The 25358-nt window shown below is 58.3% G+C and carries 29 protein-coding genes and 2 pseudogenes; 19 read left to right on the forward strand and 12 right to left on the reverse strand.

The window, feature by feature from the left end; translation table 11 throughout:
* From FJ320_06805 to FJ320_06815, 3 genes are all read right to left on the reverse strand, one after another.
* A partial coding sequence (locus tag FJ320_06805) for a hypothetical protein (GenBank protein ID MBM3925686.1) occupies positions 1–321 on the reverse strand: 321 nt, incomplete at its 3' end.
* Between the two features lie 40 nt (positions 322–361).
* Positions 362–1093, reverse strand: coding sequence for a hypothetical protein (locus FJ320_06810; GenBank protein MBM3925687.1), 732 nt, complete (start codon positions 1091–1093; stop codon positions 362–364).
* Positions 1090–2034 carry an ATP-binding cassette domain-containing protein gene (locus FJ320_06815; GenBank protein ID MBM3925688.1) on the reverse strand — a complete coding sequence of 315 codons (945 nt, stop codon included), beginning with the start codon at positions 2032–2034 and terminating at the stop codon, positions 1090–1092. The genes FJ320_06810 and FJ320_06815 overlap by 4 nt, the downstream gene beginning before the upstream one ends.
* Positions 2035–2186: 152 nt before the next feature.
* Here FJ320_06815 and speD point away from each other — a divergent pair, with 152 nt between their 5' ends.
* The 7 genes from speD (at position 2187) to FJ320_06850 (ending at position 7777) form a co-directional block, all read left to right on the forward strand.
* Complete coding sequence (gene speD / locus FJ320_06820) at positions 2187–2600, forward strand: adenosylmethionine decarboxylase (GenBank protein ID MBM3925689.1); 414 nt, start codon at positions 2187–2189, stop codon at positions 2598–2600.
* A 9-nt stretch (positions 2601–2609) separates the two neighbouring features.
* The gene (gene speB / locus FJ320_06825; protein MBM3925690.1) at positions 2610–3524 is read left to right on the forward strand and encodes an agmatinase; all 915 of its coding nucleotides are present in this window, start codon (positions 2610–2612) and stop codon (positions 3522–3524) included.
* A gap of 3 nt (positions 3525–3527) precedes the next feature.
* A complete protein-coding gene (locus tag FJ320_06830; GenBank protein MBM3925691.1) occupies positions 3528–4640 on the forward strand; it encodes a hypothetical protein in 1113 nt (370 codons plus the stop codon).
* Between the two features lie 135 nt (positions 4641–4775).
* Complete coding sequence (gene nifS, locus FJ320_06835; GenBank protein ID MBM3925692.1) at positions 4776–5972, forward strand: cysteine desulfurase NifS; 1197 nt, start codon at positions 4776–4778, stop codon at positions 5970–5972.
* Between the two features lie 12 nt (positions 5973–5984).
* Positions 5985–6515, forward strand: a complete 531-nt coding sequence (locus FJ320_06840; protein ID MBM3925693.1) for a hypothetical protein — start codon at positions 5985–5987, stop codon at positions 6513–6515.
* A gap of 97 nt (positions 6516–6612) precedes the next feature.
* On the forward strand, positions 6613–7092 hold the full coding sequence (locus tag FJ320_06845; protein MBM3925694.1) for a peroxiredoxin: 480 nt from the start codon (positions 6613–6615) through the stop codon (positions 7090–7092).
* Between the two features lie 79 nt (positions 7093–7171).
* Positions 7172–7777, forward strand: a complete 606-nt coding sequence (locus tag FJ320_06850) for a hypothetical protein (protein MBM3925695.1) — start codon at positions 7172–7174, stop codon at positions 7775–7777.
* Between the two features lie 12 nt (positions 7778–7789).
* Here FJ320_06850 and cofC read toward each other — a convergent pair whose 3' ends face one another.
* Together cofC and FJ320_06860 are read right to left on the reverse strand one after the other, a co-directional pair.
* Positions 7790–8443: a 2-phospho-L-lactate guanylyltransferase gene (gene cofC, locus FJ320_06855; protein ID MBM3925696.1), complete on the reverse strand. Its 654-nt coding sequence runs from the start codon at positions 8441–8443 to the stop codon at positions 7790–7792.
* Positions 8433–9410, reverse strand: coding sequence for a 2-phospho-L-lactate transferase (locus FJ320_06860; GenBank protein MBM3925697.1), 978 nt, complete (start codon positions 9408–9410; stop codon positions 8433–8435). Before FJ320_06860 ends, cofC begins: the two co-directional genes overlap by 11 nt.
* A gap of 386 nt (positions 9411–9796) precedes the next feature.
* Between FJ320_06860 and FJ320_06865 the strand changes: the two genes are divergently transcribed.
* Positions 9797–10738 (forward strand): fumarylacetoacetate hydrolase family protein, encoded by a 942-nt coding sequence (locus FJ320_06865; protein ID MBM3925698.1) that lies wholly within the window; start codon positions 9797–9799, stop codon positions 10736–10738.
* 288 nt (positions 10739–11026) lie between these two features.
* Positions 11027–11461, forward strand: a complete 435-nt coding sequence (locus tag FJ320_06870; GenBank protein MBM3925699.1) for a hypothetical protein — start codon at positions 11027–11029, stop codon at positions 11459–11461.
* Positions 11462–12278: 817 nt separating this feature from the next.
* On the opposite strand, the gene cofH is transcribed toward FJ320_06870, so the two are convergent.
* The 3 genes and pseudogenes from cofH to FJ320_06885 all read right to left on the reverse strand — a co-directional run bounded on the left by cofH (position 12279) and on the right by FJ320_06885 (position 15818).
* Positions 12279–13652, reverse strand: a complete 1374-nt coding sequence (cofH, locus tag FJ320_06875; GenBank protein ID MBM3925700.1) for a 7,8-didemethyl-8-hydroxy-5-deazariboflavin synthase subunit CofH — start codon at positions 13650–13652, stop codon at positions 12279–12281.
* Positions 13653–13801: 149 nt separating this feature from the next.
* A complete protein-coding gene (gene cofG / locus FJ320_06880; protein MBM3925701.1) occupies positions 13802–15148 on the reverse strand; it encodes a 7,8-didemethyl-8-hydroxy-5-deazariboflavin synthase subunit CofG in 1347 nt (448 codons plus the stop codon).
* 544 nt (positions 15149–15692) lie between these two features.
* Positions 15693–15818 (reverse strand): annotated as a pseudogene (locus FJ320_06885) (hemagglutinin).
* 211 nt (positions 15819–16029) lie between these two features.
* Here FJ320_06885 and FJ320_06890 point away from each other — a divergent pair.
* On the forward strand, positions 16030–16722 hold the full coding sequence (locus FJ320_06890; GenBank protein ID MBM3925702.1) for a molybdenum cofactor guanylyltransferase: 693 nt from the start codon (positions 16030–16032) through the stop codon (positions 16720–16722).
* Positions 16723–16733: 11 nt separating this feature from the next.
* On the opposite strand, the gene FJ320_06895 is transcribed toward FJ320_06890, so the two are convergent.
* The 4 genes from FJ320_06895 to ruvB all read right to left on the reverse strand — a co-directional run bounded on the left by FJ320_06895 (position 16734) and on the right by ruvB (position 19746).
* Positions 16734–17150 carry a response regulator gene (locus tag FJ320_06895; GenBank protein ID MBM3925703.1) on the reverse strand — a complete coding sequence of 139 codons (417 nt, stop codon included), beginning with the start codon at positions 17148–17150 and terminating at the stop codon, positions 16734–16736.
* A 144-nt stretch (positions 17151–17294) separates the two neighbouring features.
* A complete protein-coding gene (locus FJ320_06900) occupies positions 17295–17804 on the reverse strand; it encodes a nitroreductase (protein MBM3925704.1) in 510 nt (169 codons plus the stop codon).
* 383 nt (positions 17805–18187) lie between these two features.
* A complete protein-coding gene (locus tag FJ320_06905; protein ID MBM3925705.1) occupies positions 18188–18511 on the reverse strand; it encodes an NIPSNAP family protein in 324 nt (107 codons plus the stop codon).
* Between the two features lie 200 nt (positions 18512–18711).
* A complete protein-coding gene (ruvB, locus tag FJ320_06910) occupies positions 18712–19746 on the reverse strand; it encodes a Holliday junction branch migration DNA helicase RuvB (GenBank protein ID MBM3925706.1) in 1035 nt (344 codons plus the stop codon).
* Positions 19747–19848: 102 nt separating this feature from the next.
* Here ruvB and FJ320_06915 point away from each other — a divergent pair, with 102 nt between their 5' ends.
* From FJ320_06915 to FJ320_06955, 9 genes and pseudogenes are all read left to right on the forward strand, one after another.
* Positions 19849–20139: a hypothetical protein gene (locus FJ320_06915; GenBank protein MBM3925707.1), complete on the forward strand. Its 291-nt coding sequence runs from the start codon at positions 19849–19851 to the stop codon at positions 20137–20139.
* A 25-nt stretch (positions 20140–20164) separates the two neighbouring features.
* Positions 20165–20434, forward strand: coding sequence for a type II toxin-antitoxin system prevent-host-death family antitoxin (locus tag FJ320_06920; GenBank protein ID MBM3925708.1), 270 nt, complete (start codon positions 20165–20167; stop codon positions 20432–20434).
* Entirely contained in the window at positions 20407–20829 is a 423-nt protein-coding gene (locus tag FJ320_06925; protein MBM3925709.1) for a type II toxin-antitoxin system VapC family toxin, read from the forward strand. Before FJ320_06920 ends, FJ320_06925 begins: the two co-directional genes overlap by 28 nt.
* A 31-nt stretch (positions 20830–20860) precedes the next feature.
* On the forward strand, positions 20861–22528 hold the full coding sequence (locus FJ320_06930) for a methylmalonyl-CoA mutase (GenBank protein ID MBM3925710.1): 1668 nt from the start codon (positions 20861–20863) through the stop codon (positions 22526–22528).
* Between the two features lie 10 nt (positions 22529–22538).
* The gene (locus FJ320_06935) at positions 22539–22769 is read left to right on the forward strand and encodes a type II toxin-antitoxin system HicA family toxin (protein MBM3925711.1); all 231 of its coding nucleotides are present in this window, start codon (positions 22539–22541) and stop codon (positions 22767–22769) included.
* Positions 22769–22920, forward strand: a pseudogene (locus tag FJ320_06940) (type II toxin-antitoxin system HicB family antitoxin). Before FJ320_06935 ends, FJ320_06940 begins: the two are co-directional and overlap by 1 nt.
* A gap of 178 nt (positions 22921–23098) precedes the next feature.
* A complete protein-coding gene (locus tag FJ320_06945) occupies positions 23099–24247 on the forward strand; it encodes an acyl-CoA dehydrogenase (protein ID MBM3925712.1) in 1149 nt (382 codons plus the stop codon).
* Between the two features lie 257 nt (positions 24248–24504).
* A complete protein-coding gene (locus tag FJ320_06950) occupies positions 24505–24852 on the forward strand; it encodes a methylmalonyl-CoA epimerase (GenBank protein MBM3925713.1) in 348 nt (115 codons plus the stop codon).
* A gap of 25 nt (positions 24853–24877) precedes the next feature.
* Positions 24878–25294 carry a cobalamin B12-binding domain-containing protein gene (locus FJ320_06955; protein MBM3925714.1) on the forward strand — a complete coding sequence of 139 codons (417 nt, stop codon included), beginning with the start codon at positions 24878–24880 and terminating at the stop codon, positions 25292–25294.
* Positions 25295–25358 lie beyond the last annotated feature (64 nt).

Raw genomic sequence — 25358 nt, forward strand, 5'->3', positions numbered from 1 at the left:
GTCCCACCGGAAGGGGTTGTCGAAGGCCACGAAGTTCAGCACGCCTATTAGACCCACGAACGCCACTGTCATAACAATGACGTTGGTGCTGTATCTTCCCTGCCTGGCAGCTATAGTCCCGGCCACATTCCTACGGGACACGACCAGCGCAGTGGCCAACAGTACGATTCCAATACCCAGGATGACATATCCGAGGGTCTTCAATTCCGAGACCAGGCCCACTATTACCAGGCCTACGACGATGCAGAGAACGCTTAGGAGGCCTGCGGTGGCAGCCACGGTCCCGAGGCCCTGTCCCAGGCCTTTCACAGCGTCCAGCATTGTCCCTGACGTTCGTTCTACGCGCGGATCGTTGCTCACTTCATCTCCATCGGCGCGTCTCCAGGGACCTGACGGTCAAGAAGAGGAAGACGGCAATCAAACTTACGTAGTAGACAACGTTCCCGGTGTCTATAACGCCACGCACAAAATCATCGAAATGGGTGGTCATACCTATTTGAGACACGATGGTGGAGGCTATGCCGGTGACCTGGTCCGCCGCCAGTTCTAAGAACGACAGCAGCACCAGTATTCCTAGCGACGTCACCGCCGCCACAATCTGGTTGCTGGTCAGGGAGGAAGCCAGCAGGCCTATGGCTATGCCTGAGGCGCCAAAGAGAATTACGCCAAGATATCCGCTCAGCAGTGGGCCAGGCTCGGGGTTCCCACGCCACACCAGCATCAGCACGTACCAGAGGGTGAGCGCCAATGCCCCGAGGAAGAAGGCCATGGAAGCTATGAACTTGCCCAGCACGACTTCCCAGTCCTTGACCGGCGATGTTAGCAGCAGCTCTATGGTGCCCATCTTCTGCTCTTCCGCCAGCAGACGCATGGTCAGTACAGGGGCCAGCCAGGGCATGAGGAAGAGGGACATCTGCCTGAACATGTCCCTAAGGCTTGCCTCGGGAAAGTTCGCGCCGGTTAGAACGCTGTCCACGCTGCGGACGAAGAAGAAGCCTGTCAGGGCCACAAAGATCAGGGCCACCACATACGCCATAGGGCTGGAGAAATAGCCTTTTATTTCCTTCCAGGCAATGGTACAGGTATTTTTCAAACAGAGGCCTCTTCCGTAGTGAGCTTGAGGAATATCTCTTCCAGGCTCATGCCCATAAGCTGAAGGTTTAAAAGAGACCATCCGTTGCTGATAATTGTCTTGGATGCCGTAGGCCGCAGGTCCAGCCCGCGCCGCGCGCGAATCCGAAATATATTACGGTCCGTGTTCCCTGCGGTCACGCAAGTCACGTCAATGACGCCTCTGATTTTCTGCAGCGCCTCCATGACCTCCACCTTGGGCCCTACCACCTCCACCTCCAGACGCTCCACGCCCTGGAGCTTGTCCGCCAGGTCTCTAGGCGTGTCCTCCGCGACAATTTGCCCCTGGTTGATAATCAGCACACGGTTGCACAACATACTGACTTCGGGCAGGATGTGGGTACTCAGGATCACCGTGTGGCTCCCCGCCAGGTCCCGAATCAACTGCCGCGTCTCGACAATCTGGATAGGGTCGATGCCGATGGTGGGTTCGTCCAGGACCAGCACGTCCGGTTCGTGGAGCACGGCCTGGGCGATGCCTACCCTCTGCCGGTACCCTTTGGACAGCTTGCCGATATGGCTGTACATGTAATCGCCGAGGCGGCACGCGTCGATTACGTAGTCGACGCGTGCCTTTATGGTCTTCTGTTTCATCCCTCGAATCGATCCCATAAAAGACAGGTAGTCTTCTACGGTCATGTCCGTGTAGAGGGGCACGGTCTCCGGCAGGTACCCGATGTGAGACCGCGCCTGAATGGACTGGTCCACCAGGTCGAAGCCGGCTACCAGGGCCGAACCGCTGCTGGGCGGCAGGAAGCCAGTGACAATACGCATGGTTGTGGTCTTCCCCGCGCCGTTGGGGCCGAGGAAGCCCACTATCTCACCCTTCTTCACTTCAAAGTTTACGTTTTCTATAGCAAGGAAATTGCCGTAGGACTTGGTCAAATTCCTGGCTTCTACCATGGTTGCCATGGAAACTTATCTCCGCTCTAGAGCAACTGCCGCGCGCAAATTAAAGCTATTGTGTAGGACAGCCTAGAATGATATTCTAAATATTCGTGTTTGCCAATATTAGGGCTAAACTTTCCAACAACTACTAGCTAAGGAGTAGGGGGGTGCACCTTCTTATTGACGGTTACGCTGGCGATACCCAGCGAATGTGGGATAGGGACTTTGTTCACAAGTTCCTGGAGGAGTTTCCGGCTACCCTCGGCATGAATAAGATTTACGGGCCCGTTGTATTAGAATACGACGCTCCCAAGCCCGAGGATTCCGGTGTTTCCGGTTTTGTGGTTATTGCCGAGAGCCATATCAGCGTTCACACCTTTCCAGAGCGCAGCTACATGAATATAGATATCTTCTCATGTAAGGCCTTCGACTCTCAGAAAGCTTTGGACAGGGTCAAGGAACAGTTCCGCCTGCAGAACATGAAGACCTGGCAGGTGGACCGGGGCCTTGAGCATTACGACCCCAGTCTGGCCCGCCCGCGAGGAGTTCGGGAGCAGGTGGCTGGCCCGGCGGACAACTAGGCACCGCCGGTGGCCTCCACGCCTGACATTTCCTGGGTTCCCTTCAACTTCCTAGCTCTCACGCCCGAACAGTCAGACCTCCGAAAAGCTCGCGCAGTGGTCCTGCCCGTGCCCTACGACAGCACTACCTCCTATCGCACCGGATCCCGCTACGGCCCGATGGCGATAATCCAGGCTTCCGGGACTCTAGAAGACTATGACCAGGAGCTAGACTTGGATGTGGCTAGCCTGGGCATACACACCACTCCATTTCTTGAACCGCATATGGCCGGCCCAGCCCAGATGGTGGAGCGGATCCAGCATGTAGTTCAACAATACGCCTCGACGGGTAAGATTGTGGCCGTTCTGGGCGGCGAGCATACCGTCACTGTAGGGGCTGTCAGGGCCATGGCGTCGCTATACGAAGACCTATCCGTTTTATACCTGGATGCCCACGGCGACCTGCGGGCCTCTTACATGGACACGCCCTACAGCCACGCAACTGCAGCGCGTCGAGTCCGCGAGATGTGCCCCGTGGTGCAAGTCGGCGTACGAAGCATCAGCCTGGAAGAGCGGGATTTCATCAAGAAGGGCGGCGCGGCCACCTTTTTCTGGGACGCCCAGTCCCCCAGCCTGCCCAAGATCAACGACGTTCTTAAACATTTGAGTCCTACTGTGTACGTCAGCGTGGACCTGGACTCCCTGGACCCCTCCATTATGTCGGCGGTGGGTACGCCTGAGCCTGGCGGTATGACCTGGGCGCATATGACCGGGCTGCTAAAGGATGTCGCGAGGCAGCGGCGCATCGTTGGCTTCGACGTCACCGAGCTGAGCCCCGAGGAAGGCCCCAACGCCTGCTCCTACACCGCGGCCAAGCTGGTGTATAAGCTTATAGCTTATTCCGCTACCCTGGGGCCTGACAAAGCAAAAACTTCAAAAGGCTAGCGCATGGGCGCCAATATTAGTCTGGGGCGCGTGCTGGGCATACCCCTGGGTGTAAGTTATAGCTGGTTCTTAATACTAGGTCTGGTCACCTTTGTCCTGTCCCGCCAGTACGGCGACCTATATCCCGCATGGTCCGCCGCGCAACAGTGGACTCTGGGTATTGTGTCCAGCGTACTTTTCTTCGCGTCCGTCCTTGTCCATGAGCTTTCGCATAGCGTCCTGGCTATCAGGAAGGGAATACCGGTAAAGGGCATTACTCTGTTCATCTTCGGCGGGGTCTCCCAGATATCCCGCGAGGCTGAGCGTCCGTTCAGCGGGTTCATCATTTCCGCCGTAGGCCCTTTCTCCAGCCTGATCCTGTGCGGCCTGTTCGCCGGCCTATATTTCGCCTTCGACCGTTTCGGCGACCACCTTGGGGCCCTTTTCTTCACGCTTGCCTGGATTAACTTCTCTCTCGCCGCGTTCAACCTCCTCCCTGGATTTCCTCTGGACGGCGGCCGCGTTTTGCGCTCCATTATCTGGGCGGCGACGAACAGCTACTGGCGGGCTACCCTTATGGCTACCCGGGCCGGCCAGGCCATGGGTTTCCTGATGATTGCCGGGGGCCTAGCTATGCTTTTGTTCATGGAGGAATTTCAGGGGATATGGATCAGCGCTATGGGCTGGTTTCTTACCATGGCCGCCAGCGCCAGCTACCGCCAGTTCAAAGTACGGCAGCAACTGGAAGGTCTGTCCGCCGCGCAGATCATGAATCCCTCCTTTGGCGTGGTCCCATCCGACGCCTCGCTGGAGTCTCTGGCCAGCGACATCCTGAACAATAGGCATAACCTCTACCTGGTGGTACAGGGGCAAGAATCCCTGGGGGTCATAACCTTCCGCGCCATGAACCGGGTACCCAGAGACAAGTGGGCGTCGACCCGAGTTGGGGAGGCCATGCGACCGCTCCACGGATACCCCGTGGTCTCTCCCGTGTCCACGGCTCTCTCCGCCCTGGAGGCGATTGAAAACCGCAATTCCCCTATGGCGCTAGTTTTCGACGGCCAGCAGTGCCGTGGGTACATTACCCAGGAGCACGCTCTACACACTCTTAAGAACCGCCCCTCCCAGCCCGCCTAAACGGTTTCTTAACAAGTTTCCTATAGAGTATCTCTAAGCACATTTCTCAATTCCGTCTATGAGGCCGTCCCACGGCGAAGGCGCCACCCCTGTGCTACAATACCTGGCGGAGCGCGAAGACGCACAAAACACAAAATGACCGTCCCTAATCACATCATTTATATGGACCACGCGGGCACCACTCCCATGGACCCCCGTGTAGCTGAGACTATGCTCCCCTACTTCACCTCGCTCTTCGGCAACCCTTCCAGTATACACACTGTGGGCCAGGAAGCTAAAAAAGCGCTGGATGAGTCTCGAGAGAAGGTGGCGCGGGTACTGGGCTGCCGCTCCAACGAGGTTGTGTTCACCAGCGGCGGCACCGAGTCTGACAACGCGGCCCTCAAAGGCGTCGCGGAGGCGCTCAAGCATACAGGGAATCACATTATCACCTCGGTCATCGAACACCACGCCATACTCCACACCTGCCAGTATCTTGAAAACCAGGGCTTTGAGGTCACTTATCTACCGGTGGATAAGCACGGTCAGGTCAGCCCACAAAAAGTCCAGGACGCCATCACCAGTCGTACCATTCTTGTGAGCGTAATGCTGGCCAACAATGAAATCGGCGCCATCCAGCCTATTCCTGAGATCGCCAGGGCTGTGAAAGAGCGCGCCCAGCAGCTTGAGCGCACGGTGGTAGTCCACACCGATGCCGTCCAGGCTCCCGGCCTGCTGGACATCAACGTGAGGCGCCTGGGCGTCGACCTGCTGAGTCTCTCCGCCCATAAGTTCCACGGTCCTAAGGGCGTAGGCATTCTTTTTATTCGACGCGGCACTCCCTGGCTGCCCCAGCAACTGGGCGGCGGGCAGGAGCGGGAGCGGCGCTCCGGAACGGAGAACATCCCCGGTATTGTAGGCGCGGCCCATGCCCTGGAGCTGGCGGAAGAGGAGCGGCCGCAGACCGCTGCCCACTGCGCCCGTCTGCGAGACCGCATTATCCAGGGGATGCAAGCGTCCATACCTCACGCGTATCTCAACGGCCATCCCATCCAACGACTGCCGAATAATGTCAACTTCTCCTTTGAGAATGTTGAAGGCGAGCCTATTCTGCTTGGGCTGGACATGAAGGGCATTTGCGCCTCCAGCGGCAGCGCCTGCTCCTCCGGCTCCCTGGAGCCCTCCCACGTTCTCCTGGCCCTGGGCCAGTCCGCGGACCTGGCCCGCGGCAGCCTGCGGCTTACCCTTGGACGCAACAATACAGACGATGAAGTGGACCGATTGCTCTCCGTCCTTCCCGACCTGGTCCACCGCCTTCGCGAGATGCCCTCGCTCACAACAACTGGAACATAGCGAGTAGTAGACATGAAGTTTTACCGAGCGTTCATAACCCTGGTTATCCTTGTGGCTGCGATAGGCCCCACCGCCGCCTGCTTTGGAGGCTCCGCGTCCTGGGGCCGAACCTTCCAGGGACCTATCCTGGAGGTAACGCCTGTAGAATCGTTCACCGTGCCTGAGGTGGTCTACCAGGAAGACGACAAGAACACATACGTCATCAAGCCTTCCACCGGCAATGACCTTCTGGTCTTTCACGCCCGCATTGGGAACCACGCCGCCGACGTCGCCTTCATGGATATAGACAGCCAGCCTGCCGAAATAACCCTTGCCAGTGCCGGTTCAGTTAAGTCTGTCAACACTGCCCAGGTTAAGCAGCCTTTCGATGGCAGCGGCCAGCATCCCAGCCTGAACCGATACATCCCTTTTGTTCGCGGCACCCAGGAGTTGGAAAAGGGCTACGAACTGAATGGGTGGCTGGTATTCGACGTGCCCAAGGGCGATAAGCTTGAGCAGTTCAAGTGGGAAGCCGGCGGCGACGTCATCATCATTGATTTCTAGCCTCCCGCGTTCCCTACTTTGTACCAGGCACTATTCCTGATACCATTACAGGCATTTCCCGGCTTATTAACTCTCGCCATTTACACAGGAGGACTCCATGGCCGTAGACGTTGGACAAAAAGTCCCGGACTTTACGCTGCCCGATAGCGGCAACACCCCTCAGAAATTCAGCGACCTGGCCAAGGGCAAAAACGTTGTTCTGGCATTCTTCCCGGGCGCGTTTACCGGCGTCTGCACCAAAGAGGCTTGCTCTCTTAGAGACAGCGCGAGCAAGCTCAACACGATGAACGCCCAGGTTATAGGCATTTCCGTGGATTCACCCTTTGCCCAGAAGGGCTGGGCCACGGCTAACAACCTCAACTTTCCGCTTCTCAGTGATTACTCTCGAATAGTGGTAAACCAGTTTGGCGTTTCTCTGCCCAACTTCGCGAAGCTGGAGGGGTATACGGCTTCGCGGCGCGCCGTCTTTGTTATCGACAAGAGCGGCACCGTGCGCTACAAGCAGGTCACGCCATCCCCCGGCGTAGAGCCTAACTATGACGAGATTAACCAGGCTGTGGCAAAGCTACCGAAGTAGTCGCTGGCTTCGCTTTTGATTCGAGATTACGATAAGGCAGGCCGAGGCATAGCGCCTGGCCTGCCTTATAATATTCGCCATGGCTGACATTGCCCCGACACGTCAGGTACACCCGCCTCCCTGGCGCCGGCTGTTCCATCTCACCGCCGGCAGCTCTATACCTATCATAGGCGTCTTCGCGTCCAAGGAGGCTATGATTGTCCTCCTATCTGTCCTGGCTGGGCTCTCCCTTATAGTCGAAGCCGCGCGCATGTTCATCCCACCCCTCAACACCTTCCTGCTACGTTACCTCAAGCCGCTTCTCAAAGACGCTGAGAGCCGGCGATTCACCGGCTCTACCCATATGGTCATAGCAGCCTTATTCTGCTTCCTGTTCCTCGACAGAGGCTTCGCCGTGGCCGCTTTCCTATTCCTGTCGGCTGGCGATCCGATGGCGGCTATCATTGGCCGCCGCGCTCCCGGCTGGCGGCTCAACGGCAAGTCTCCCGTGGGCACCCTGACCCTATTGGCCACCGGCATGGCTCTTTCCTTTCTCCTCTGGTCTACCGACGTGGCCTCACCACTATGGGCGCTTCTGGCCGGCGCCGCTGTAGCCTCGGTGGTGGAGATATTACCTCTGCCGCTGGACGATAACTTCACTATTCCAGTCATCGCCGGCGCCGCCATGGGGATTATGACCTTGTAGGAGTGCCTACACTTATGGCGCGGCGTCTGGGGCGGTGAGGCGGTAGATGAGGCCGGGGGTGAGGCTTTCGTATTCCTGGGCGTCTTCCCAGGTGTCGAGGTCAAGGGTGAGGCCGAGGGAGTAGTTGATGGTGAATGGAAGGAAGATAGAGGCGGCCTGGGCGACGTGCTTTCTGAAGCTGGACTCGCCCATCATGAACTGGAAGGCAATGGGCTGGGGGAGGAAGATAGCGTTGGTACCGCCGCTGCGCTGGGCGGGGACGAGGACGGCGGTGTCTCGGTGGGGGGAGGATGAGATGAGCATGTCCAGGTCGCGCTTTTTGACGTAGGGGAGGTCACCGGGGAGGAAGAGGGGAGCTTTGTGGGTGTCCCAGGCGGTGCGGAAGGTGAGGTGGAGGATGGTGTTAAGGTCGGGGCCTGGGTCGGTTTTCCAGAGGGCGGCGTGGTCGGCGGCGAGGCGGCGGACGGGGTCGTCGGTGGCGACGACCCAGGTCTCGAGGGCGGCCTCCTGGCAGGCGCGGAGGGACTCGCGGAGGAGGTTGAGGGTGAGGCGCTGGCGCTGCTGGGGGTCGAGGTGAGGGGCGAGGCGGGACTTGGCCTGGGCGAGAGGTTTGACGGGGATGATAATGACTGGAGCGGGGGGGGTGGGCGCGGGGCTAGTCGACATGGGCTAGCTGGAGCACAAAACGGGCCAAGGCGACCTTGTCGTCGAGGGTGTTCATTATGGTGTTGGCGACGGCGGGCTCCATGCCGAGAGATTGTATGGCAGGGGCGTGGGCCTTGTCAGCGGTGTCGATGATAAAAATGTCGCAGAGGCCTTGGTACCATTTGGCGACCTCGACACAGTTTACCGGCATGCCCAGCTCGGCCATCATTTTGGCGGCGGGGCCTTTGACGGCGGCGCCGGCGACGATGGGGCTGACGGCGATGCGCTTGCCCCTTCGACCTTGCTCAGGACGGGCCTGGAAGGCCTCAATGCGTTTACGGACGCCTTTGAGGGCTAGTATGGGCGCGACGCTAAGGAAGGGGTTGGAGGGGCAGAATACCAGAACCCCGGCCGTCTTGAGGGCGGCGTCGAAGGTGGAAGAGGGGCGGGCTTTGGCTGCGCCTTTGTATTGAACGGCGCGGGCGGCGGGCTCGCAGTGGCGCTTGACGAAGTACTCTTGAAAGCGCAGAAGGCCTTCATTGGTGTCCACCAGGGTGCGGACGGGCTGGTCGGTCATGGGGGCTACGGCGTGCTTGATTCCGAGACGCTTGCAGAGGTCTTCGGTTATACGGGAGAGGGTGTGGCCCTGGCGGAGAAGATGAGTGCGCCGGATATGGGTAGCGAAGTCTTTGTCGCCGAGGTTGAACCAGGTGTCGTCGGCGTTATAGAGAGTGAGCATAGCCAGGGAGTTCCATGTCTCGTTGACGAGTCCCCAGCCTCTATGGGTGTCGTTGAGGCCGGCGAGGGTGTACATGACGGTGTCGAGGTCGGGGGAGACGTGGAGGCCGTGGAATTCATCGTCGTCGCCGGTGTTGACGACGATGGTGAGGCGGTCGGGAGGAAGGGCGCGAGTGAGGCCGAGGGCGAGCTTGGCGCCGCCGACGCCGCCGGCGAGGGCGAGGATGGAGGGAGATGTGAGGTTAGGCATAGAGGTATGTTTTCAGGGAGTCGTTTTGTGGCAATATCTCTTAACATCTTTTTTATTTGACAAACGAATATACAAACGAATAGCAACCGACCCAAGGCAGGTTATGGACTGCCATACGGATGGGATGACAGAAGGCCGCTGGGTATAGGTGAGTGCACATGCGGTAAAGGGTAGGGGATTGGAGGCGCTTAAGGCAAGAGGAAGTTGTCACTGGGAGGATAGAGAGGACAGGGTAAGGAGGTTGGTCTTAGACCCGTCCCTACGGCTGTTCCTATCACGCCGTCGCAGCCTCGCTGGATTATTATGACGGTCTTGGTAATAATGGGCGCATAAGTGGGGAACGGATAAAGTCGGCCGAATTTTGAGGCAGAGGAAAGGGGTTTGTTATGAAGCTGGCATTTTTTGACGATTACAAGCTGGGTGTGATTAAGGGAGACAGGATTGTGGACGTGAGCGAGGCGGTGAGGGGGGTAGTACACACGTCGCCGCAGGACCTGATAAGGCAGGTGATTGGGGACTTTCCGAGGCACCGGCGGTTGATAGAGGCGGCGGCGAGCAAGTCGCAAGGGGTGGTGGTAAGCGGGGTGAGGCTGCGAGCGCCGCTGCCGGAGCCGCCCCGGATTGTCGCCATGGCGGTGAACTATATGGAGAACGGGACTCGAGAGAAGGCGGCGGAGATTAACGCGTTCCACAAGTCGGCGAGCTGCGTCATCGGGAACGGGGACACCGTGATACTGCCGGACGCCGACGCGACGATTTTTGAGCAGGAGGCGGAGCTGGGGATAGTCATCGGCAAGAAGGCGAGCAAGGTAGAGAGGTCGAAAGCGCACGAGTACATCTTCGGCTACACGAACTTTTTCGACATATCGGCGCGAGGGTTCAGGCCGGAGGGGAGCGGGAGCTTTTTCTGGGGGAAGACGTGGGACACCTTTGGGCCCATGGGGCCGGCGATAACGACGTCGGACGAGATAAAGAATCCGATGAAGCTGCAGGTGAAGTCATGGATTAACGGGAAGCTGTACCAGGACTATTCGACCAGCGACATGGCGAACGATATACCTCGGATTGTGGAGTGGGTGACGTGGATGACGACGCTGCAGCCGGGGGATATCATCGCTTGCGGGACGAACCATCGAGGCCTGGCGGCGATTCAGAACGGGGATGTGGTGGAGATGGAGGCGGAGGGCCTTGGCCGCCTGATGGTGCGAGTGAACGACGAGCTGGGGAGGGAGTGGGATAGGAAGCCGAGGTTGGAGAAGAGCGCGGAGGAGATAAAGAAGATTAACGGGCCGGCGAGGCTGGAGAGATTGGGGAAGAGGAGTAGGTAGGAGATTCCAGAGGGGACAAGGGGGCAGGTCTGTGACCTGCCCCTACAAAGTCTGAGAACAATGATAGGCGGCATTGATACAGTATCGTTGAGCTAGTGTTCACCCTCACCCATTCGGCTACGCTCAGGGCAGGCGCTTATATTCTCTCCCTTGACGGGAGAGAATATAATAAACGAGAGCCATTCGAGGCGTGTGGTTAAACCGATGGGTCGACTCAATAGCGGTCGATTAGATTCGTCCCCTGAGTCTGCCGGAGGCGAACCTCGCTCGGAACCAGGGAGGTAAATGATGCGCGCAAATAAAAATGCCACAAGGGAGCTAGAGGACATCAGAGTAAACGTGAAACTGAAGCTGGCAGCATTGTGGGCAAGCCTCATGTTCGTATACCTGTATGTGGATGTTATCAGCTTCTATAAACCGGGGGTCATAGAGGACATCCTGGCAGGCATAGTTTGGGAATTCGAGATTACCCAAGGGTGGGCGTTGGGAGGACTAGCGTTAATGACGTTCCCTAGCCTGATGGTGTTCCTGTCTCTGGCAATGCCAGCCAAAGTGAATCGCTGGATGAACATCATAGTGGCTGCACTGTATGTCGCTGTTTCGATAGGGAATGCGATAGGAGAGTCGTGGGTATTTTACTTTGTATTCGCCGCTATTGTAGAAGTTGCTCTTCTTTTACTCGTTGTCCGATACGCATGGAAGTGGCCGAAGGTTGAAATGTGAAAGGATTGGGACGGAGGCTCTCAGAAAATGTCTATCCAGCGTGAATTGTGCTTTGGCGCGCGAGGTCGCATTCGGTGCAAGAGGTGGTGGGAAGGTGGAGGAAGGGTAGGACGCCGCCGCGTCTGATGCCGAGGGCGCGGAACTGGGCGACTACTTCGGATTTGGCGAGTCAGGGAGGGCGGGTTGGGAGAGATTATGATAAAAGAGAAATGGATTCGTGGTTCTATTGAGTGTATTGTACTTCCAGGGTTTACCCCTCATTTTCCGAATAGTATTTCAAAAGGTGTTCAATAGTCCTTTCCCACAAGGGGAGAGGAAAGAAGAAGGGGGGCTGGGAAGAGCGTATACAGTCAGCACACAAGGCAGCCTAGGTGTGCATGTGGGGGTGGCCCTCCGGACTGGAGGAGGGGGCGGGGCGTCAACAGCCGGGCTGGCCGAGGTTGCCGCAGCAGGGGCGACGGGTCTTGATTTTGCGCCAGTTGTTGCGGAGGGCGAGGCGGAGTTTGGTGGGGAGAGGCGCGGGATAGGCTTTGAAGTTGGAGAAGAAGTTTCTCATATCCAATACCGCTCAAATACCTCGACTATTCACGGGTACGTCTTTCGAGAAGGCAGGCCTTGTGTTTAATCGAGATACCATCCCCTTAGTCCCCTTTCCCGACTGCATCGGGACTGAGTACAGCCTGCTGGAAGGGGAAGGAACAAATAAGGATCACCTCATCACCCTCTAGCTCCCTCTTCTCCATTGCAATAGGAGAAGAGGGAGAACCTGAGAGAAAGATATGCATTCAGGCGGTTCCTCATGAGGAGGGGAGAAATTTTAAGAAATAGAAGGTGTGCTAGGCTTAACCGTAGCGTCTGCGGTCTTTTTGGGGTGGTGGAATCGGAAGGTGGACATTTTGACGAGCTTGTTGTAGGAGCCGAATCGTTCTTCAAGGTTGCCCTCCACCAGGTCTAACGGGTCCAGGGGCTCGTCGCCGTTATCGAAGACGCGTTTGAGCTTGTAGGTGGTGTGGCGCTCGGCGGGGATGCGTCCTGCGTCGCGGATGGCGTGTCGAAACTCGGAGGGGCGGACGAGCTGGCCGTGGAGGGCGCCGGCGGCGGTGGAGATGCTTTCGTTTATCAGGCTGCCGCCCATGTCGTTGACGCCGGCGGCGAGGAGCATCTGGGAGACCTTGAGGCCTTCCTTGACCCAGGAGACCTGGAGGTTGGGAATCCAGTTGTTGAGCATGATGCGGGAGACGGCGTGCATTCGGAGGACTTCCAGGCCGGTGGCGCCCGGTCGTACGCCGGAGACCTTCTTGCGGAAGAACATGGGAGCCTCGGCGTTGATGAAGCTGAGGGGGACGAACTCGGTGAAGCCGCCGGTGGCCTTCTGGATATCGCGGATGTAGGCGATGTGGCGGGCCTGGTGCTCGGAGGTTTCGACGTGGCCGTACATGATGGTGGAGGTGGTGGGGATGCCGAGCTGGTGGGCGGTGGTGATGACCTCGGTCCACTGGGCGACGTTGATGCGGCCGGGGGCGATGCGGTCGCGGACGTCCTGGTCAAGGATTTCGGCGGAGGTGCCTGGAAGGGAGCCGACGCCGGCGTCCTTGAGGGCCTTGAGGTAGTCGGCGATGGAGCATTTGGAGCGGACGGAGCCGTAGAGGACTTCTTCGGGGGAGAAGCCGTGGATGTGGATGTCGGGGAGGTCGGCTTTGATGGCCTCGGTGAGGCGGATATAGAGATCACCCTCCATTTGGGGAGGGAGGCCGGCCTGGACACAGACCTCGGTGGCGCCCAGGTCCCAGGCCTCGCGGGCGCGGCGGACGATTTCTTCGGTGGGAAGGAGGTAGCCCTCCTCGGTGCGGTGGTCGCGGGAGAAGGCGCAGAAGCCGCAGCGTTTGATGCAGACGTTGGTGAAGTTGATGTTTCGGTTGACGACGTAGGTGACGATATCGCCGACGGCGCGGCGTCGAAGCTCGTCGGCGACGGTGATGGTGGCGTTGAGCTCGAGGCTGGTGGTGTTAAGGAGGGCGACGGCCTGGTCGACAGAGATATCGTGGCCGTCCAGGGCGGTGGAGAGGGCGCGGGCGACGTCGGGACGAACGGTGGAGAGGAGTCGATTCAGCGAATCCCGGGCAGAATCGTCCACGCCTTGTTGATCTGAGCGGAATTGGTTTGTCGGCTTTGATGTGCGGATTGTGTCCATAGGGTTTCACCCCTCATCCTGCGCCTTCTCCCACAAGGGGAGAAGGGATTTTCTTGGTGGCTTGGCAGTCCTTGTGTCTCACCCCTAAGCTCTCAATTACCACCAGGCGTCCAAGAGGGGAAAGGAAATTAGATGGCACCTCGGCATTTTCATAGCGATGATGAGGAGGCGGTGTTGGTGCGGACATATCGTTGGATACCCCCTTTCACATAGCCATCGGAGTCGGCCAGAGAAAGGGCGCGCTCGCGGATAGGCTGAGGGAGAAAATCGGACTCGTCCAGTATATATCTAGGATACACCGGAAGGCGAGGTTTTAGGTTAAAGCCCAGGGCGGCGGTGTGGCGGTGGAGGTCGGCGAGGCTTGGCCAGGGGGCCTCGGGGTTGACGTAGTCGATGGTGAGGGGCGAGACGCCGCCCCAGTCGTTGATGCCGGCGAGGAGGTAGATGGGGTAGTCGCTGGCGCTGAGGTTGGGCGGCACCTGGATGCTCATGTGGGGGCCAAGGATAAGTCGGGCGACGGCGACGGTCCATAGGAGGTCCAGGGTGGAGGCGTCGGGGTGGGAAGACATGTCGGTGGCGGGCTTGGCGCGGAAGTTCTGGATGATGACCTCCTGGACGTGGCCGTAGGTCTGGTGGGAGTGGCGGATGGCGAGGAGGGTGTCGATGCGCTCCTGACGGGTCTCGCCGATGCCGATGAGGATGCCAGTGGTGAAGAGGACTTTTAGCTGGCCGGCGATGTCCAGGGTCTTGAGTCGGACGGCGGGGTACTTGGAGGGGGCGCGGTGGTGGGGCATGCCCGGGAGGGTGAGTCTGGGGCTGAGGACCTCCATCATGACGCCCATGGAGGTGTTGAGGGGTTTTAGTCCGGACATTTCGCGGCGGGACATGGTGCCGGGGTTGGCATGGGGGAGGAGGGTGGTCTTGTCCAGGACGCGGGTGGACACGTGTCCAAGGTAGTCCAGGGTGGTGCGGAAGCCGCGGCCGGCGAGCCACTGCTTGGCCTGGGGGTACCGCTGCTCGGGGCGCTCGCCGAGGGTGAAGAGGGCTTCGGTGCAGCCGAGGCGCTGGCCGGCGGAGGCAACTTCCACAGCCTGGTCAGGGGTCATGTAGAGGCGGTCCGTTTGGGAGGGAGACTGTCGGAAGGTGCAGTAGCCGCAGAAGTCTCGGCAGAGCTGGGTAAGGGGGATGAAGACTTTAGGGGAGAAGGTGACGGTGTTGCCGTGGCCTTGGTCTCGGAGGATGGCGGCGGTGCGGCAGAGAGCGGGGAGGTCTTGGGGGGTGGAGTGGGTGAGGGTTTGGGCGGTAGTGTCGTCGGGGAGGTGGCCGTCGAGGGCGGCGGAGACGAGGGGTTGGAGGGTGGGGGAGAGGGAGGAGAGGGGGTCGGAGGGCGCGGGGAGGAGGCCCAGGGTGGTGGCGAGAGCCGACACGTCGGCTTGCCCCGATTGAATGGGGTAGTTTGTGGGGCAGATGGGGTTATGGGTGGTGATGGGGGTCATGGGGGTATTGTAGCCTTGAACGAAAAGGACGACAAAGCCCTACTATTTACGAACTACCCGACCTTCACGAAGCCAATCGGCCACTTGATTCCAGGATTTAGTCCTTGCGTTAATGCTCGCCCTCGGTTCTTGCCATCTAATGCCAGCTTTGCCCACTATCAAAGTACCAATGTTGCTTCCGGAAGAGTCTCTGACTTCAAAGGAGACAGCTTGGGTTCCTCGAAGTTCTTGCTTCTCTAAACTAATCTCAATTTTCATGTAAAACCTCTGAAATTTTTGGCGGATAGTATATTATACGGTTCATTTTTTGATTTCATTAAAGGAATATAGAATGCCATGTAGTCAACGGGATTTTTCATAGAATGCAGGCTTTCTCTCGTAGAGGTCTTAGTAATGATTGCGAAAATCTTATTACTAATTGCTAACCTTCTTGCCATAGCTGCGTTTATGGCGCTGCTGGTGGCGCCGATGTATTCGGAGGAGGAGGTGGTGGTGACAGCAGAAGGTGTGATGGAAGTGAAAAGCACGTCGGCGACGATTGTGGAGGAGAATGGGTGGTGGGTGGTAGGGCTGTTGGTGGGGCCGGTGGTTGTGGTGGCGGTGGGATCGGCGGTGGGGTGGTGGAGGCGGAGTCGGGGGGCGCTGTGGGTGACGGTGGGGGTGATGTTGGCGTTTTGTGCGGTGTCGTTGGCGCCGGTGGGGATGTTTTACGCGCCGTCGGCGCTGGTGATGGTGGCGGCGGCCGTGATGGTGGGGAGGCGAAGGCCGGATGCTTCGCTTCGGGCCGACCCTTCGACAGGCTCAGGGCGATCGGCCCTTCGCTCAAAGGACCGCCGGTGAAGGTGAGCGCGATTGTTTTGGCGGGGGGTAGGAGTTCCAGGATGGGGGTGGAGAAGGCGTCGCTGCTGGTGGGTGGGAGGACGATGCTGTCGCGGGTAGTGGAGGCGGTGTCGTCGGTGGCGGAGGAGGTGCTGGTGGTGAGGGCGGTGGGGCAGCGGTTGCCGGATTTGAAGGGGTATGAGGTTAGGATTGTAGAGGATGAGGAGCCGCACGGGGGGCCGCTGGGGGGGTTGGTATCGGGGTTGAGGGCGGTGAAGGGACAATGGGCGCTGGTGGTTGGGTGCGATATGCCGTTTTTGGATCAGAGATTACTCCAGTGGCTTGTGGATGTGGCAATGGTTTCTGGTCAGCAGGGTTTCACCCTCACCTTAAATCCTCTCCCATCAAGGGAGAGGAAAGAAGAACCGAAGGGTGAAGTGACCTCGCCCCTACGTGGCGGCAAGGGGCCAAGAAGAGGTCCGTGGGATGCGGTGGTGCCGGTGGTGCATGGGCGGGCACAGGTGCTGCATGCGGTGTGGTCGAGGGGATGTTTGGGGGTGGCGGAGGGGATGGTGTCGGAGGGGAAGGGGTTGCGGGATGTGCTGGGTGGGGTGAGGGTGAAGTGGGTGGAGGAGGGGGAGTGCGAGGCGCGAGACCCAGGGCTACGATCGGTTTTTAGCGTGGACACGCCGGGGGACTGGGCGCTGGCGGAGGCGATGGGGGGTGAGGAGTGGCTGCTGCTCAACGAGGCTTAGCAGCAGATGGCCTATCGCAGGGAAGCGATGGGGGAGCCTGGCATTCCATCCTTCTGGAGAAGGGACTCGGACAACTCGCGGACCTGACGTAGGTTAAAGGGTTTGAACATCAGGGCGTCGACGTCTAGCCTTTGGACTTTAGTTTTCTGTAATTCCTGCTCGATGGACATGAGGACTACGACCTTGGCGTGAGAGGTGCGCTGATGGTGTTTAATGCGGTCAATGGCGATCCATGCCAGTCCGTCAGGAACGGTGACGTCGATAAAGACTAGAGGGGGCTGGTGGTTCCAGGCCATCTCGAGGGCGTCTTTGCTATCGGCGGCGAAGAAGAGCTGCCAGTCACGCTCAAAAAAGATGGCCCTGAACAGGTCCCAAACTAGAGGCTCGTGATTAACTATTAGAACTTTAACTGGGTGGGATGCTTCCATATGCAGACACCTTTTCCCTAGGCATGTCTAATTTTCCAGGCTCATGGCGAGGCGCCACTAGGGTGGAGACCACCAAAGGTGCTGGGGAGGGCATGTAACGTCGATGATAAAGGGTGGTAGGAGAGAATCATCGTACGCCTGGAGTTATTCAAAGGGCTGGCCGAAGCGGCCTCGGTGGGCTATTTGAGAGAGGGGTTTGCGCTGTTTTTTGCCTCGGCCAAGGGTTTTCTTGGGATAACCGAGGGGTATGACAGCTATCACATCGAGTTCTTTGGGTATGCCTAGAAGCGCGTTGACCTGGTCGAGAGACCTCAAGAAGCCAACCCAGTTGGAGCCTACGCCCTCGGACCAGGCGGTGAGAACCATGGACTGGATGGCGCGGCTGGCGTCGGAGACGGAGTAGGGGGACTTTTCGATGGCTACGACGATGGCTATGGGGGCCTGGGCGACGTAGGACCTGGAAGGCGTCGTACCAGCGAGGCGGTGGAGGGTGTCACGGTCGTTGACGACGATGAAGTGCCATGGCTGGCCGTTCATGCTGCTGCCGGTGAGGCGCCCGGCCTCGAGGATGCGGCGGAGGAGGTCGGGGGGCAGGGGTCTCTCCTGGTAGTCGCGGACGGCGAGGATGGTACGGACTGTCTTGAAGGCTTCCATGGTTGACCTTCTTTCTGACTATAAAAGGACGACCTTAAGCAGATAGGGCCAATTGCTATCTAAATGAGAACGGAGGGCACCCCATTTTAGTCTTCCCTCTGAAGATGGCTAGTGCTAGTTATCCCGGTACGCTTTAGAGATGGAAGAGTGATGGAAGAGTGATGGAAGAGTGATGGAAGGTGGCATTGATAAAGTATCGAGTCCACAGTGTTTCACCCTCATCCTACGCCTTCCCCCATCAAGGGGGAAGGAATTTTCTTGGAAGCAGTTGATCCCTTCATGCTTATCGAACCTCAATTAGCACCAGGCGTTCAGGGGGCAAAAGACAAAGGGGCTAGCCGAGGCGTTAAAGTCTGTTTCACGTTCAGGGTGACGTGCTGAGGTCACTTCATGGCGGAGTAGCGGGTGGGGCGGAGGACGGTGTTGACGGCTTTGGAGATGAGGGGGCCGTCTTTTTCGGTGGCGGCGGCGATGGCGGGCCACTTGCCGCAGTCGCGGAAGGACTGCCACTTTTTCTCCATGTCGGCCTGGTCTTTGAATCGCATCATGTAGTAGAACTTGGAGCTGTCGCCAACGGCCTCGGTCCAGTAGCCGACGCATTCCATGCTGAGTTCTTTAAAGAGGGCTTCGGTGTGTTTTTCGAAGCGGTCGATGAGGGCGGGCATTTTGCCGGGCATGGCGTAATAAATTCTGAGTTCGTAGATCATTTTTCCTCCCCTGGGGGCGTTGGAGAGATTTTAAGGGTAATTTGGGTAGTGGGCTATACCCTTACTGAGAGACACAAGAGCTGTTAAGGAAAGTTACATAGTCTGGCGGACGGAGCGTAGTGCTAGGGTTTCACCCTCTCTTCTGTTCTCCCCCATCAAGGGGGAGAAAGTAAAAAGAAGAGGACACAGTGTTCGAAGCGCTAGATAAGCTTGGCCTGGGGGGAGTCTTTTTCTTTGTTGGGGGGAGGAATCCGGAGGTGCTGGTAGGCGCGGGGGGTGGCGGTGCGGCCTCGCGGGGTGCGGTCCAGGAAGCCGAGCTGCAATAGAAAAGGCTCGTAGACGTCCATGATGGTGTCGGCCTCCTCGCTGATGGAGGCGGCGAGGGTGTCGAGGCCGACGGGGCCGCCGGAGAACTTTTCGATGATGCTGCGGAGGAGACGATGATCGATATCGTCGAGGCCGAGGGGGTCGACCTCCAGCTTGGCGAGAGCTTCCAGGGCGACTTTTTTAGTGACCTTGCCGTCGCTAAGAACCAAGGCATAGTCGCGGGCGCGCTTGAGGAGGCGGTTGGCGACTCGAGGGGTGCCGCGGGAACGGGCGGCGATTTCGCGGGCGGCGCCGGCGTCGAGGTCGACGTTAAGGATGGTAGCGGAGCGCCGGACGATGGACTCCATAGCGGGGAGGTTGTAGAACTCGAGTCGGTAGATGGAGCCGAAGCGGTCTCGAAGGGGCGCGGAGAGCATGGCGTATCGTGTGGTGGCGCCGATGAGGGTGAAGGGGTTCACCTTGAGGTTCACGCTGCGGGCGCCCATACCTTTGCCCATGACCCAGGAGAGGAAGAAGTCCTCCATGGCGGGGTAGAGGACCTCCTCGACGGGGCGGCTGAGGCGGTGGACCTCGTCGATGAACAAGAGGTCGCCGTTTTTGAGGGAGGTGAGGATGGCGGCCATGTCGCCGGCGCGCTCGATGGCGGGGCCGGAGGTGACGCGGATGTTGACGCCCATCTCGCGGGCGATGATGTGGCCGAGGGTGGTCTTGCCGAGGCCGGGGGGGCCGTAGAGGAGGATGTGGTCGAGGGGCTCCTTGCGAAGCTGGGCGGCCTGGATGGCGATGGAGAGGTTGTCTTTAATCTTGTCCTGGCCGACGAAGTCTTTGAGGGAGCGGGGCCGGAGGGAGAGGTCTATACCCTGGTCTTCGTCGTGGGCCTTGCCTGAGACCAAACGTTCTGTTGTCATGGTACGTCAATTGTACAGGCGTCGGAGGGGGAGGGCAACGAAGGTGGGGAGCGGGTTTGGAGGAGAGTTAGGATGGCTTTTGGGCGGTGAGTTGTGTAAAATATGATAATCAGACTTTATGGTGTGGCTATGGCAGAGGTAATAACGGCTACTAAGTTGGCCAGGGGACTATCAAGAATTCTAGATAGGGTTAAGAGAGGTGAGAGGTTTACAGTGTTACGCAACGGGATACCCGTAGCAATCATAAGGCCGATAGAATCCAAGAAAGGAATAACAGTAAAAGAGTTCGTAGATCTGTGGGATACAATATCCAAGCCAGACGAAGACTTTTGGAAGGACCTTGAAGAGATTCATAACTCGGAGACTATGATGGAACCACCAAGGAGCATCTAAAACACATTAATTGCGATGGTGTCGAATGGAAAAGACGATAACGGCAACAGAATTGGCGAGAGAGCTGTCTGAGATATTGAATAAGGTGAAGTACAAAGGAGAGCGTTATACAGTAACGCGCAACGGTATGCCTATTGCGACCATAGGCCCGGCAACGCCGCCCAAATCAGTTACATTTCGTGAGCTTATGGGCAGCCTGAAGAAAGTACCATGGCCCGATGAGGACTTTGCCAAGGACTTGAGGGAGATACAGAAGAGGCAGTCCAAATCGGAGCCGCCATCGTGGCCGTCCTGATTGACTCCAGCGTTTTTATCAGCCTGGAGCGTAGCGGTGAGCCGCTGGAGGGGTTTATTGAGTCGTTAGGCGACGAGGAATCATACCTGGCTTCGATGACGGCGGCGGAACTGCTCATAGGTGTCCATAGGGCAGATTCAGAGGAACGGCGCATGAGAAGGCAAAATTTTGTGGAACAGACGCTGTCACTGGTCACCGTAGTGCCATTTGATTTACAGGTAGCAAGGACTCATGCAGCACTTTGGGATCGAATGGCCGCGGCCGGAGGTCTAATAGGTGATAGAGACTTAATGATTGCTGCCACGGCGCTGACATACGGATATGATGTACTTACACTGGACCTGCGGGATTTTGGACGGGTGCCTGACTTAACTGTCAGGCGGGCTAACCTTTGAGTGTTTAATATAAGCAGCCGAAGATTGAGGAGTGAACGTGGCTAGTAAGAGCAAGAAGGAGTGGAAGGAGAAGACGCTGGAACCGTCGGTGAGACGGTTTGCGGAGCGTCAGGAGAGGTTCGAGACGGAGTCGGGGTTGGAGGTGGAGGCGGCGTACGCGCCAGAGGACTTGGATCACGCCGGGTTTGAGTACGGGCGGGAACTGGGGTATCCGGGGGAGTACCCGTACACTCGCGGGGTGCAGCCGAACATGTATCGAGGGCGGGTGTGGACGATGCGGCAGTATTCGGGGTATGCGTCGGCGGAGGAGAGCAATCGACGGTACAGGTACTTGTTGGAGCAGGGGCAGACGGGGCTGAGCGTGGCCTTCGATTTGCCGACGCAGATTGGCTACGACTCGGACCACCCGCTAGCCAAGGGTGAGGTGGGGAAGGTGGGGGTGCCGATTTGCCACATCGACGACATGGACACGCTGCTGAAGGACATCCCGCTCGAGGAGGTCAGTACGTCCATGACCATCAACGCCACGGCGTCGGTGCTGCTGTGCCTGTATATGGCTGTGGCGCGGCAGCGGGGCGTGGGGTTGGATAAGATCAGCGGGACCCTGCAGAACGACATTCTGAAGGAGTACATCGCGAGAGGGACTTATGCGTACCCGCCTCGGCCGTCTATGCGGTTGGTGGTGGACGTGTTCAAGTACTGCTCGGCACAAGTGCCCAGGTGGAACGCCATCAGCATCAGTGGGTACCACATGCGGGAGGCGGGGGCGACGGCGGTGCAGGAGCTAGCGTTCACCTTTGCCAACGCCATCGCATATGTGGAGGCGGCGGTGAAGTCTGGGCTGAAGGTGGACGAGTTCGCGCCCCAGCTATCGTTCTTCTTCGTGTCGCATAACAACCTGTTCGAGGAGGTGGCGAAGTTCAGGGCGGCGCGGCGGATGTGGTCGAAGATAATGAAGGAACGGTTTGGGGCGCAGAACCCGCGGTCGATGATGCTAAGATTTCATACACAAACGGCGGGGGTGACGCTGACGGCGCAGCAGCCGGACAACAACGTGGTGCGAACGACGGTGCAGGCGCTGGCGGCGGTCCTGGGAGGGACGCAGTCGCTGCATGTGAACTCTAAGGACGAGGCGCTGGCGCTGCCGACGGAGGAGTCGGCGCAACTGTCGCTGAGGACACAGCAGATACTGGCCAACGAGAGCGGGGTGGCCGACGTGGTGGACCCGCTTGGGGGATCGTATTTCATAGAGGACCTGACGGGCAGGCTGGAGAAGGCGGCATGGAAGTATATCGAGCAAATCGACCAGATGGGGGGCGCGGTGTCGGCGCTGGAGCGGGGGTTTCAGATGCGGGAGATAGGGGAGTCTGCGTACCGGCACCAGAGGGAGGTGGAGCAAGGTCGACGGATAATTGTTGGGATGAACAAGTATGTGACTGAGGAGCCACCGATTAAAGGTCTGCTGCGGATAGACCAGGCAGCGGCGAAGCGGCAAATGGAGCGGCTGCAAAGGTTCCGCAGGGGGCGGGATGCAGGCGTGTCGAAGAAGGCGCTGGGGAGGCTGGAGGAGGCGGCGCGAGGGGAGGAGAATTCGGTGGCGTCGATACTGGAGGCGGTGGAGGTGCGGTGCACGCTGGGGGAGATATGCGACGTGTTAAGGAAGGTGTTTGGGGAGCAGAGGGAGATGGCGGGGGTGTAAGCTTCTCCGAATGCCCAAACGCTATCAACCTAGAGAGTTAAACCTTGTTTTGGAACACCTAGGATGGCGACAGACTCGCCAGCGTGGCAGACATGCTATCCTTACGAAAGCAGGGGCATACCGAAATATTGCAGTGCCAATGTCAAGCAGAGAGGTTTCTATTGGCACATTTTACTCGATACTCAAGACAGCAAGTTTAACCAGAGAAGATTTTGATAACATGGCCGAAGAGGTCTTGTGATGAAGACAAAAAGGCTAACTGTAATACTTCTTTCTCAGCCTGATGGTGGATATCAGGCTTTTTCCCTTGGCATCCTAATTGCATAACAGAAGGCGAAACAGTAGAGGAGGCTCTGAAGAACGGAAAAGAGGCGCTGGAATTACTTTTGGAGGTCGAGGCAGAGCAGGGCAACGACGGCTCAGTGGAAGACTGGATGAAAGTCTCAGATGTAGTGGTAAGAGAATTGGATATCAGGGTGCCTACGTCCAGCAAGAGCAAGACTAAATACTCGGCTAGCATGAAGGAAGAAAAAGCCTCATATAAAACAACTCGAAAAACGAGACAGTAACATGAATTTCCTGCTAACAGAAGAAGAGAAGATGTTGCAGGCGGCGGTGCGGGAGTTTGTTGAGCGGGAGGTGAAGCCCCGCTCTAGGGCGACGGATGAGGCGGAGGAGTTCGACTGGGAGGTGTGGAAGGGGATGACGGGTTTAGGGCTAGCGGGGATTGGGGTGGACGCCAGGTATGGGGGCACGCCGGGGACGCACCGTCAGATGGTGCAGGTTATCGAGGAGGTGAGCCGGGGGGATGCGGCAGCGTCAGTGAGCCTGCTGGCGCACAGGTCGCTGGCGATGGAGACGGTGCTGCAGTTCGGCAACGACAAGCAGAAGGCTAAGTACATTCCGGGCGCGGTCAAAGGGGAGAAGATACTGGCGTGGGCGCTGACGGAGCCGGGGTCGGGGTCCGACGCGGCGGCGATGCAAACGACGGCGGTTAAGAAGGGCGACCACTATGTTTTGAACGGCAGCAAGATGTTTATTACGAACGGGGACATCGCCGAGGCGGTGATGGTCTTCGCGACCCAGGACAAGAGCCAGAGACACAAGGGCGTGAGCGCATTCATAGTGGACAAGGGGTTGGAGGGATTTGAGGCGCACAAACAGTCGGGGAAGATGGGGCTGAGGGGGTCGAACACGGTGGAGCTGACGTTTCGGGATACGCCGGTGCCAGTGGGGAACAGGCTGGGCGAGGAGGGGAAGGGATTTCGGTACGCGATGGAGATACTGGACTCGAGCCGCATAATCATCGCGGCGCAGAGCGTGGGGATAGCGCAGGGGGCGTTCGAGTCGGCGGTAAGGTATGCGCAGCAGAGGAAGACTTTTGGGAAGCCGATAGGCGAGCACCAGGCGATCCAGTTCATGCTGGCGGACATGGCGACGGATATTTACGCGTCGCAGGCGATGACGCTGCATGCGGCGACGCTGAAGGACCAGGGGCTGCCGTATTTGCAGGAGGCATCGATGGCGAAGCTGTACGCGTCGGAGGCGTGCTTCCGGGTGGCGTCCAAGGCGGTGCAGATTTACGGGGGGATTGGGTACTTTAAGGAGAGCGACGTAGAGAGGTATTTCAGGGACTCGAGGGTAACGAGCATATATGAGGGGACGTCGGAGATACAGAGGCTGGTGATAGCGCGGCAGATTTTGGAGCAGTATAAGTAGAGGCCGAGGATGGTACTATTTGCTCAAAGTCGGTGGCTGGCACGCTGTACCCTCCACTCATCCCCGACCCCCCCTTCGGCCAGGCTCAGGACAGGCCTCAAGGGGGGAGAGGACTAGATGGGCCAGGGAGGCTTGGTAACCAACCGATTGAATAACGCCCGCAAGCGAATAAAGCACAGAGGACAAGCGTGAACAGCTCGTGCAGTGTGCAACATATTGACCATGTGGGGGTGGCGGTGAGGGATATTGGGGCGGCGATGAAGTTTTTCGAGAAGACTTTTGGTATAAAGCCGTCGCCGGTGAAGGTGCTAATAGACCAGGGGGTGAAGGCGACGCTGCTGGCGGTGGGGCAAACTCGATTGGAGCTGCTGGAACCGTTGAGCGCGGAAACGACAGTGGGGAAATTCATCGAGAGGCGAGGCGAAGGGCTGCATCACCTGGCGTTCAACGTGGAGGATGTGTCGAAGGGGCTGGAGTCGGTGAAGGGACAGGGGGTGGAAGTCATCGACAAGGCGCCGAGGGAGGGCCTGTCTGGCATGATAGCGTTTCTGCATCCGAGGTCAACGTTTGGCGTGCTGACGGAACTGGTACAATCGGTCGACTAATATCTACTGGCTGAGAGCGGAGAATATGACAGAGCAGCAGAGGAAAATACGTGTGCTGGTGGCCAAGCCAGGCCTGGACGGGCACGACCGGGGGGCCAAGGTCATTGCGAGGGCGCTGCGGGACGCGGGTATGGAGGTTATCTACACGGGGATACGGCAGACGCCGCAGATGATTGTGGAGACGGCGTCGCAGGAGGATGTGGACGTGGTGGGGCTGAGCATACTATCGGGGGCGCACCTCGAGATATTTCCGGAGATTATGAGCGGGCTCAAAGAGAAGGAGATGGGGGATGTTTTGGTGGTGGTGGGTGGTATAATACCTAAAGAAGACCACGAAGCGCTGAAGGCGATGGGCGTACGGGCGATATTCGGCCCCGGCGCCTCGACGCAAGAGATAGTCAAGTATCTAGGGGAAGCGACGGAAGATAAGCTGCGAACATAGGCCTCGCGGAATTTGGCAGAGCAAGAGCGCAAAGAAGCCCGCCAAACTGCGACGAAACTTGACA

It is taken from the genome of SAR202 cluster bacterium, from assembly GCA_016872285.1.
Lineage (GTDB): Bacteria > Chloroflexota > Dehalococcoidia > Lucifugimonadales.

Excerpts from the sequence above, each read along its gene's own strand:
- FJ320_06815 (MBM3925688.1), bottom strand. The coding sequence starts at position 2,034 with ATGGTAGAAGCCAGGAATTTGACCAAGTCCTACGGCAATTTCCTTGCT.
- FJ320_06830 (MBM3925691.1), top strand. The coding sequence starts at position 3,528 with ATGGGCGCCAATATTAGTCTGGGGCGCGTGCTGGGCATACCCCTGGGT.
- nifS (MBM3925692.1), top strand. The coding sequence starts at position 4,776 with ATGACCGTCCCTAATCACATCATTTATATGGACCACGCGGGCACCACT.
- FJ320_06840 (MBM3925693.1), top strand. The coding sequence starts at position 5,985 with ATGAAGTTTTACCGAGCGTTCATAACCCTGGTTATCCTTGTGGCTGCG.
- FJ320_06845 (MBM3925694.1), top strand. The coding sequence starts at position 6,613 with ATGGCCGTAGACGTTGGACAAAAAGTCCCGGACTTTACGCTGCCCGAT.
- FJ320_06850 (MBM3925695.1), top strand. The coding sequence starts at position 7,172 with ATGGCTGACATTGCCCCGACACGTCAGGTACACCCGCCTCCCTGGCGC.
- cofC (MBM3925696.1), bottom strand. The coding sequence starts at position 8,443 with ATGTCGACTAGCCCCGCGCCCACCCCCCCCGCTCCAGTCATTATCATC.
- FJ320_06860 (MBM3925697.1), bottom strand. The coding sequence starts at position 9,410 with ATGCCTAACCTCACATCTCCCTCCATCCTCGCCCTCGCCGGCGGCGTC.
- FJ320_06865 (MBM3925698.1), top strand. The coding sequence starts at position 9,797 with ATGAAGCTGGCATTTTTTGACGATTACAAGCTGGGTGTGATTAAGGGA.
- FJ320_06870 (MBM3925699.1), top strand. The coding sequence starts at position 11,027 with ATGCGCGCAAATAAAAATGCCACAAGGGAGCTAGAGGACATCAGAGTA.
- cofH (MBM3925700.1), bottom strand. The coding sequence starts at position 13,652 with ATGGACACAATCCGCACATCAAAGCCGACAAACCAATTCCGCTCAGAT.
- cofG (MBM3925701.1), bottom strand. The coding sequence starts at position 15,148 with ATGACCCCCATCACCACCCATAACCCCATCTGCCCCACAAACTACCCC.
- FJ320_06890 (MBM3925702.1), top strand. The coding sequence starts at position 16,030 with ATGGGGGTGGAGAAGGCGTCGCTGCTGGTGGGTGGGAGGACGATGCTG.
- FJ320_06895 (MBM3925703.1), bottom strand. The coding sequence starts at position 17,150 with ATGGAAGCATCCCACCCAGTTAAAGTTCTAATAGTTAATCACGAGCCT.
- FJ320_06900 (MBM3925704.1), bottom strand. The coding sequence starts at position 17,804 with ATGGAAGCCTTCAAGACAGTCCGTACCATCCTCGCCGTCCGCGACTAC.
- FJ320_06905 (MBM3925705.1), bottom strand. The coding sequence starts at position 18,511 with ATGATCTACGAACTCAGAATTTATTACGCCATGCCCGGCAAAATGCCC.
- ruvB (MBM3925706.1), bottom strand. The coding sequence starts at position 19,746 with ATGACAACAGAACGTTTGGTCTCAGGCAAGGCCCACGACGAAGACCAG.
- FJ320_06915 (MBM3925707.1), top strand. The coding sequence starts at position 19,849 with ATGATAATCAGACTTTATGGTGTGGCTATGGCAGAGGTAATAACGGCT.
- FJ320_06920 (MBM3925708.1), top strand. The coding sequence starts at position 20,165 with ATGGAAAAGACGATAACGGCAACAGAATTGGCGAGAGAGCTGTCTGAG.
- FJ320_06935 (MBM3925711.1), top strand. The coding sequence starts at position 22,539 with ATGCCCAAACGCTATCAACCTAGAGAGTTAAACCTTGTTTTGGAACAC.
- FJ320_06945 (MBM3925712.1), top strand. The coding sequence starts at position 23,099 with ATGAATTTCCTGCTAACAGAAGAAGAGAAGATGTTGCAGGCGGCGGTG.
- FJ320_06950 (MBM3925713.1), top strand. The coding sequence starts at position 24,505 with ATGAAGTTTTTCGAGAAGACTTTTGGTATAAAGCCGTCGCCGGTGAAG.
- FJ320_06955 (MBM3925714.1), top strand. The coding sequence starts at position 24,878 with ATGACAGAGCAGCAGAGGAAAATACGTGTGCTGGTGGCCAAGCCAGGC.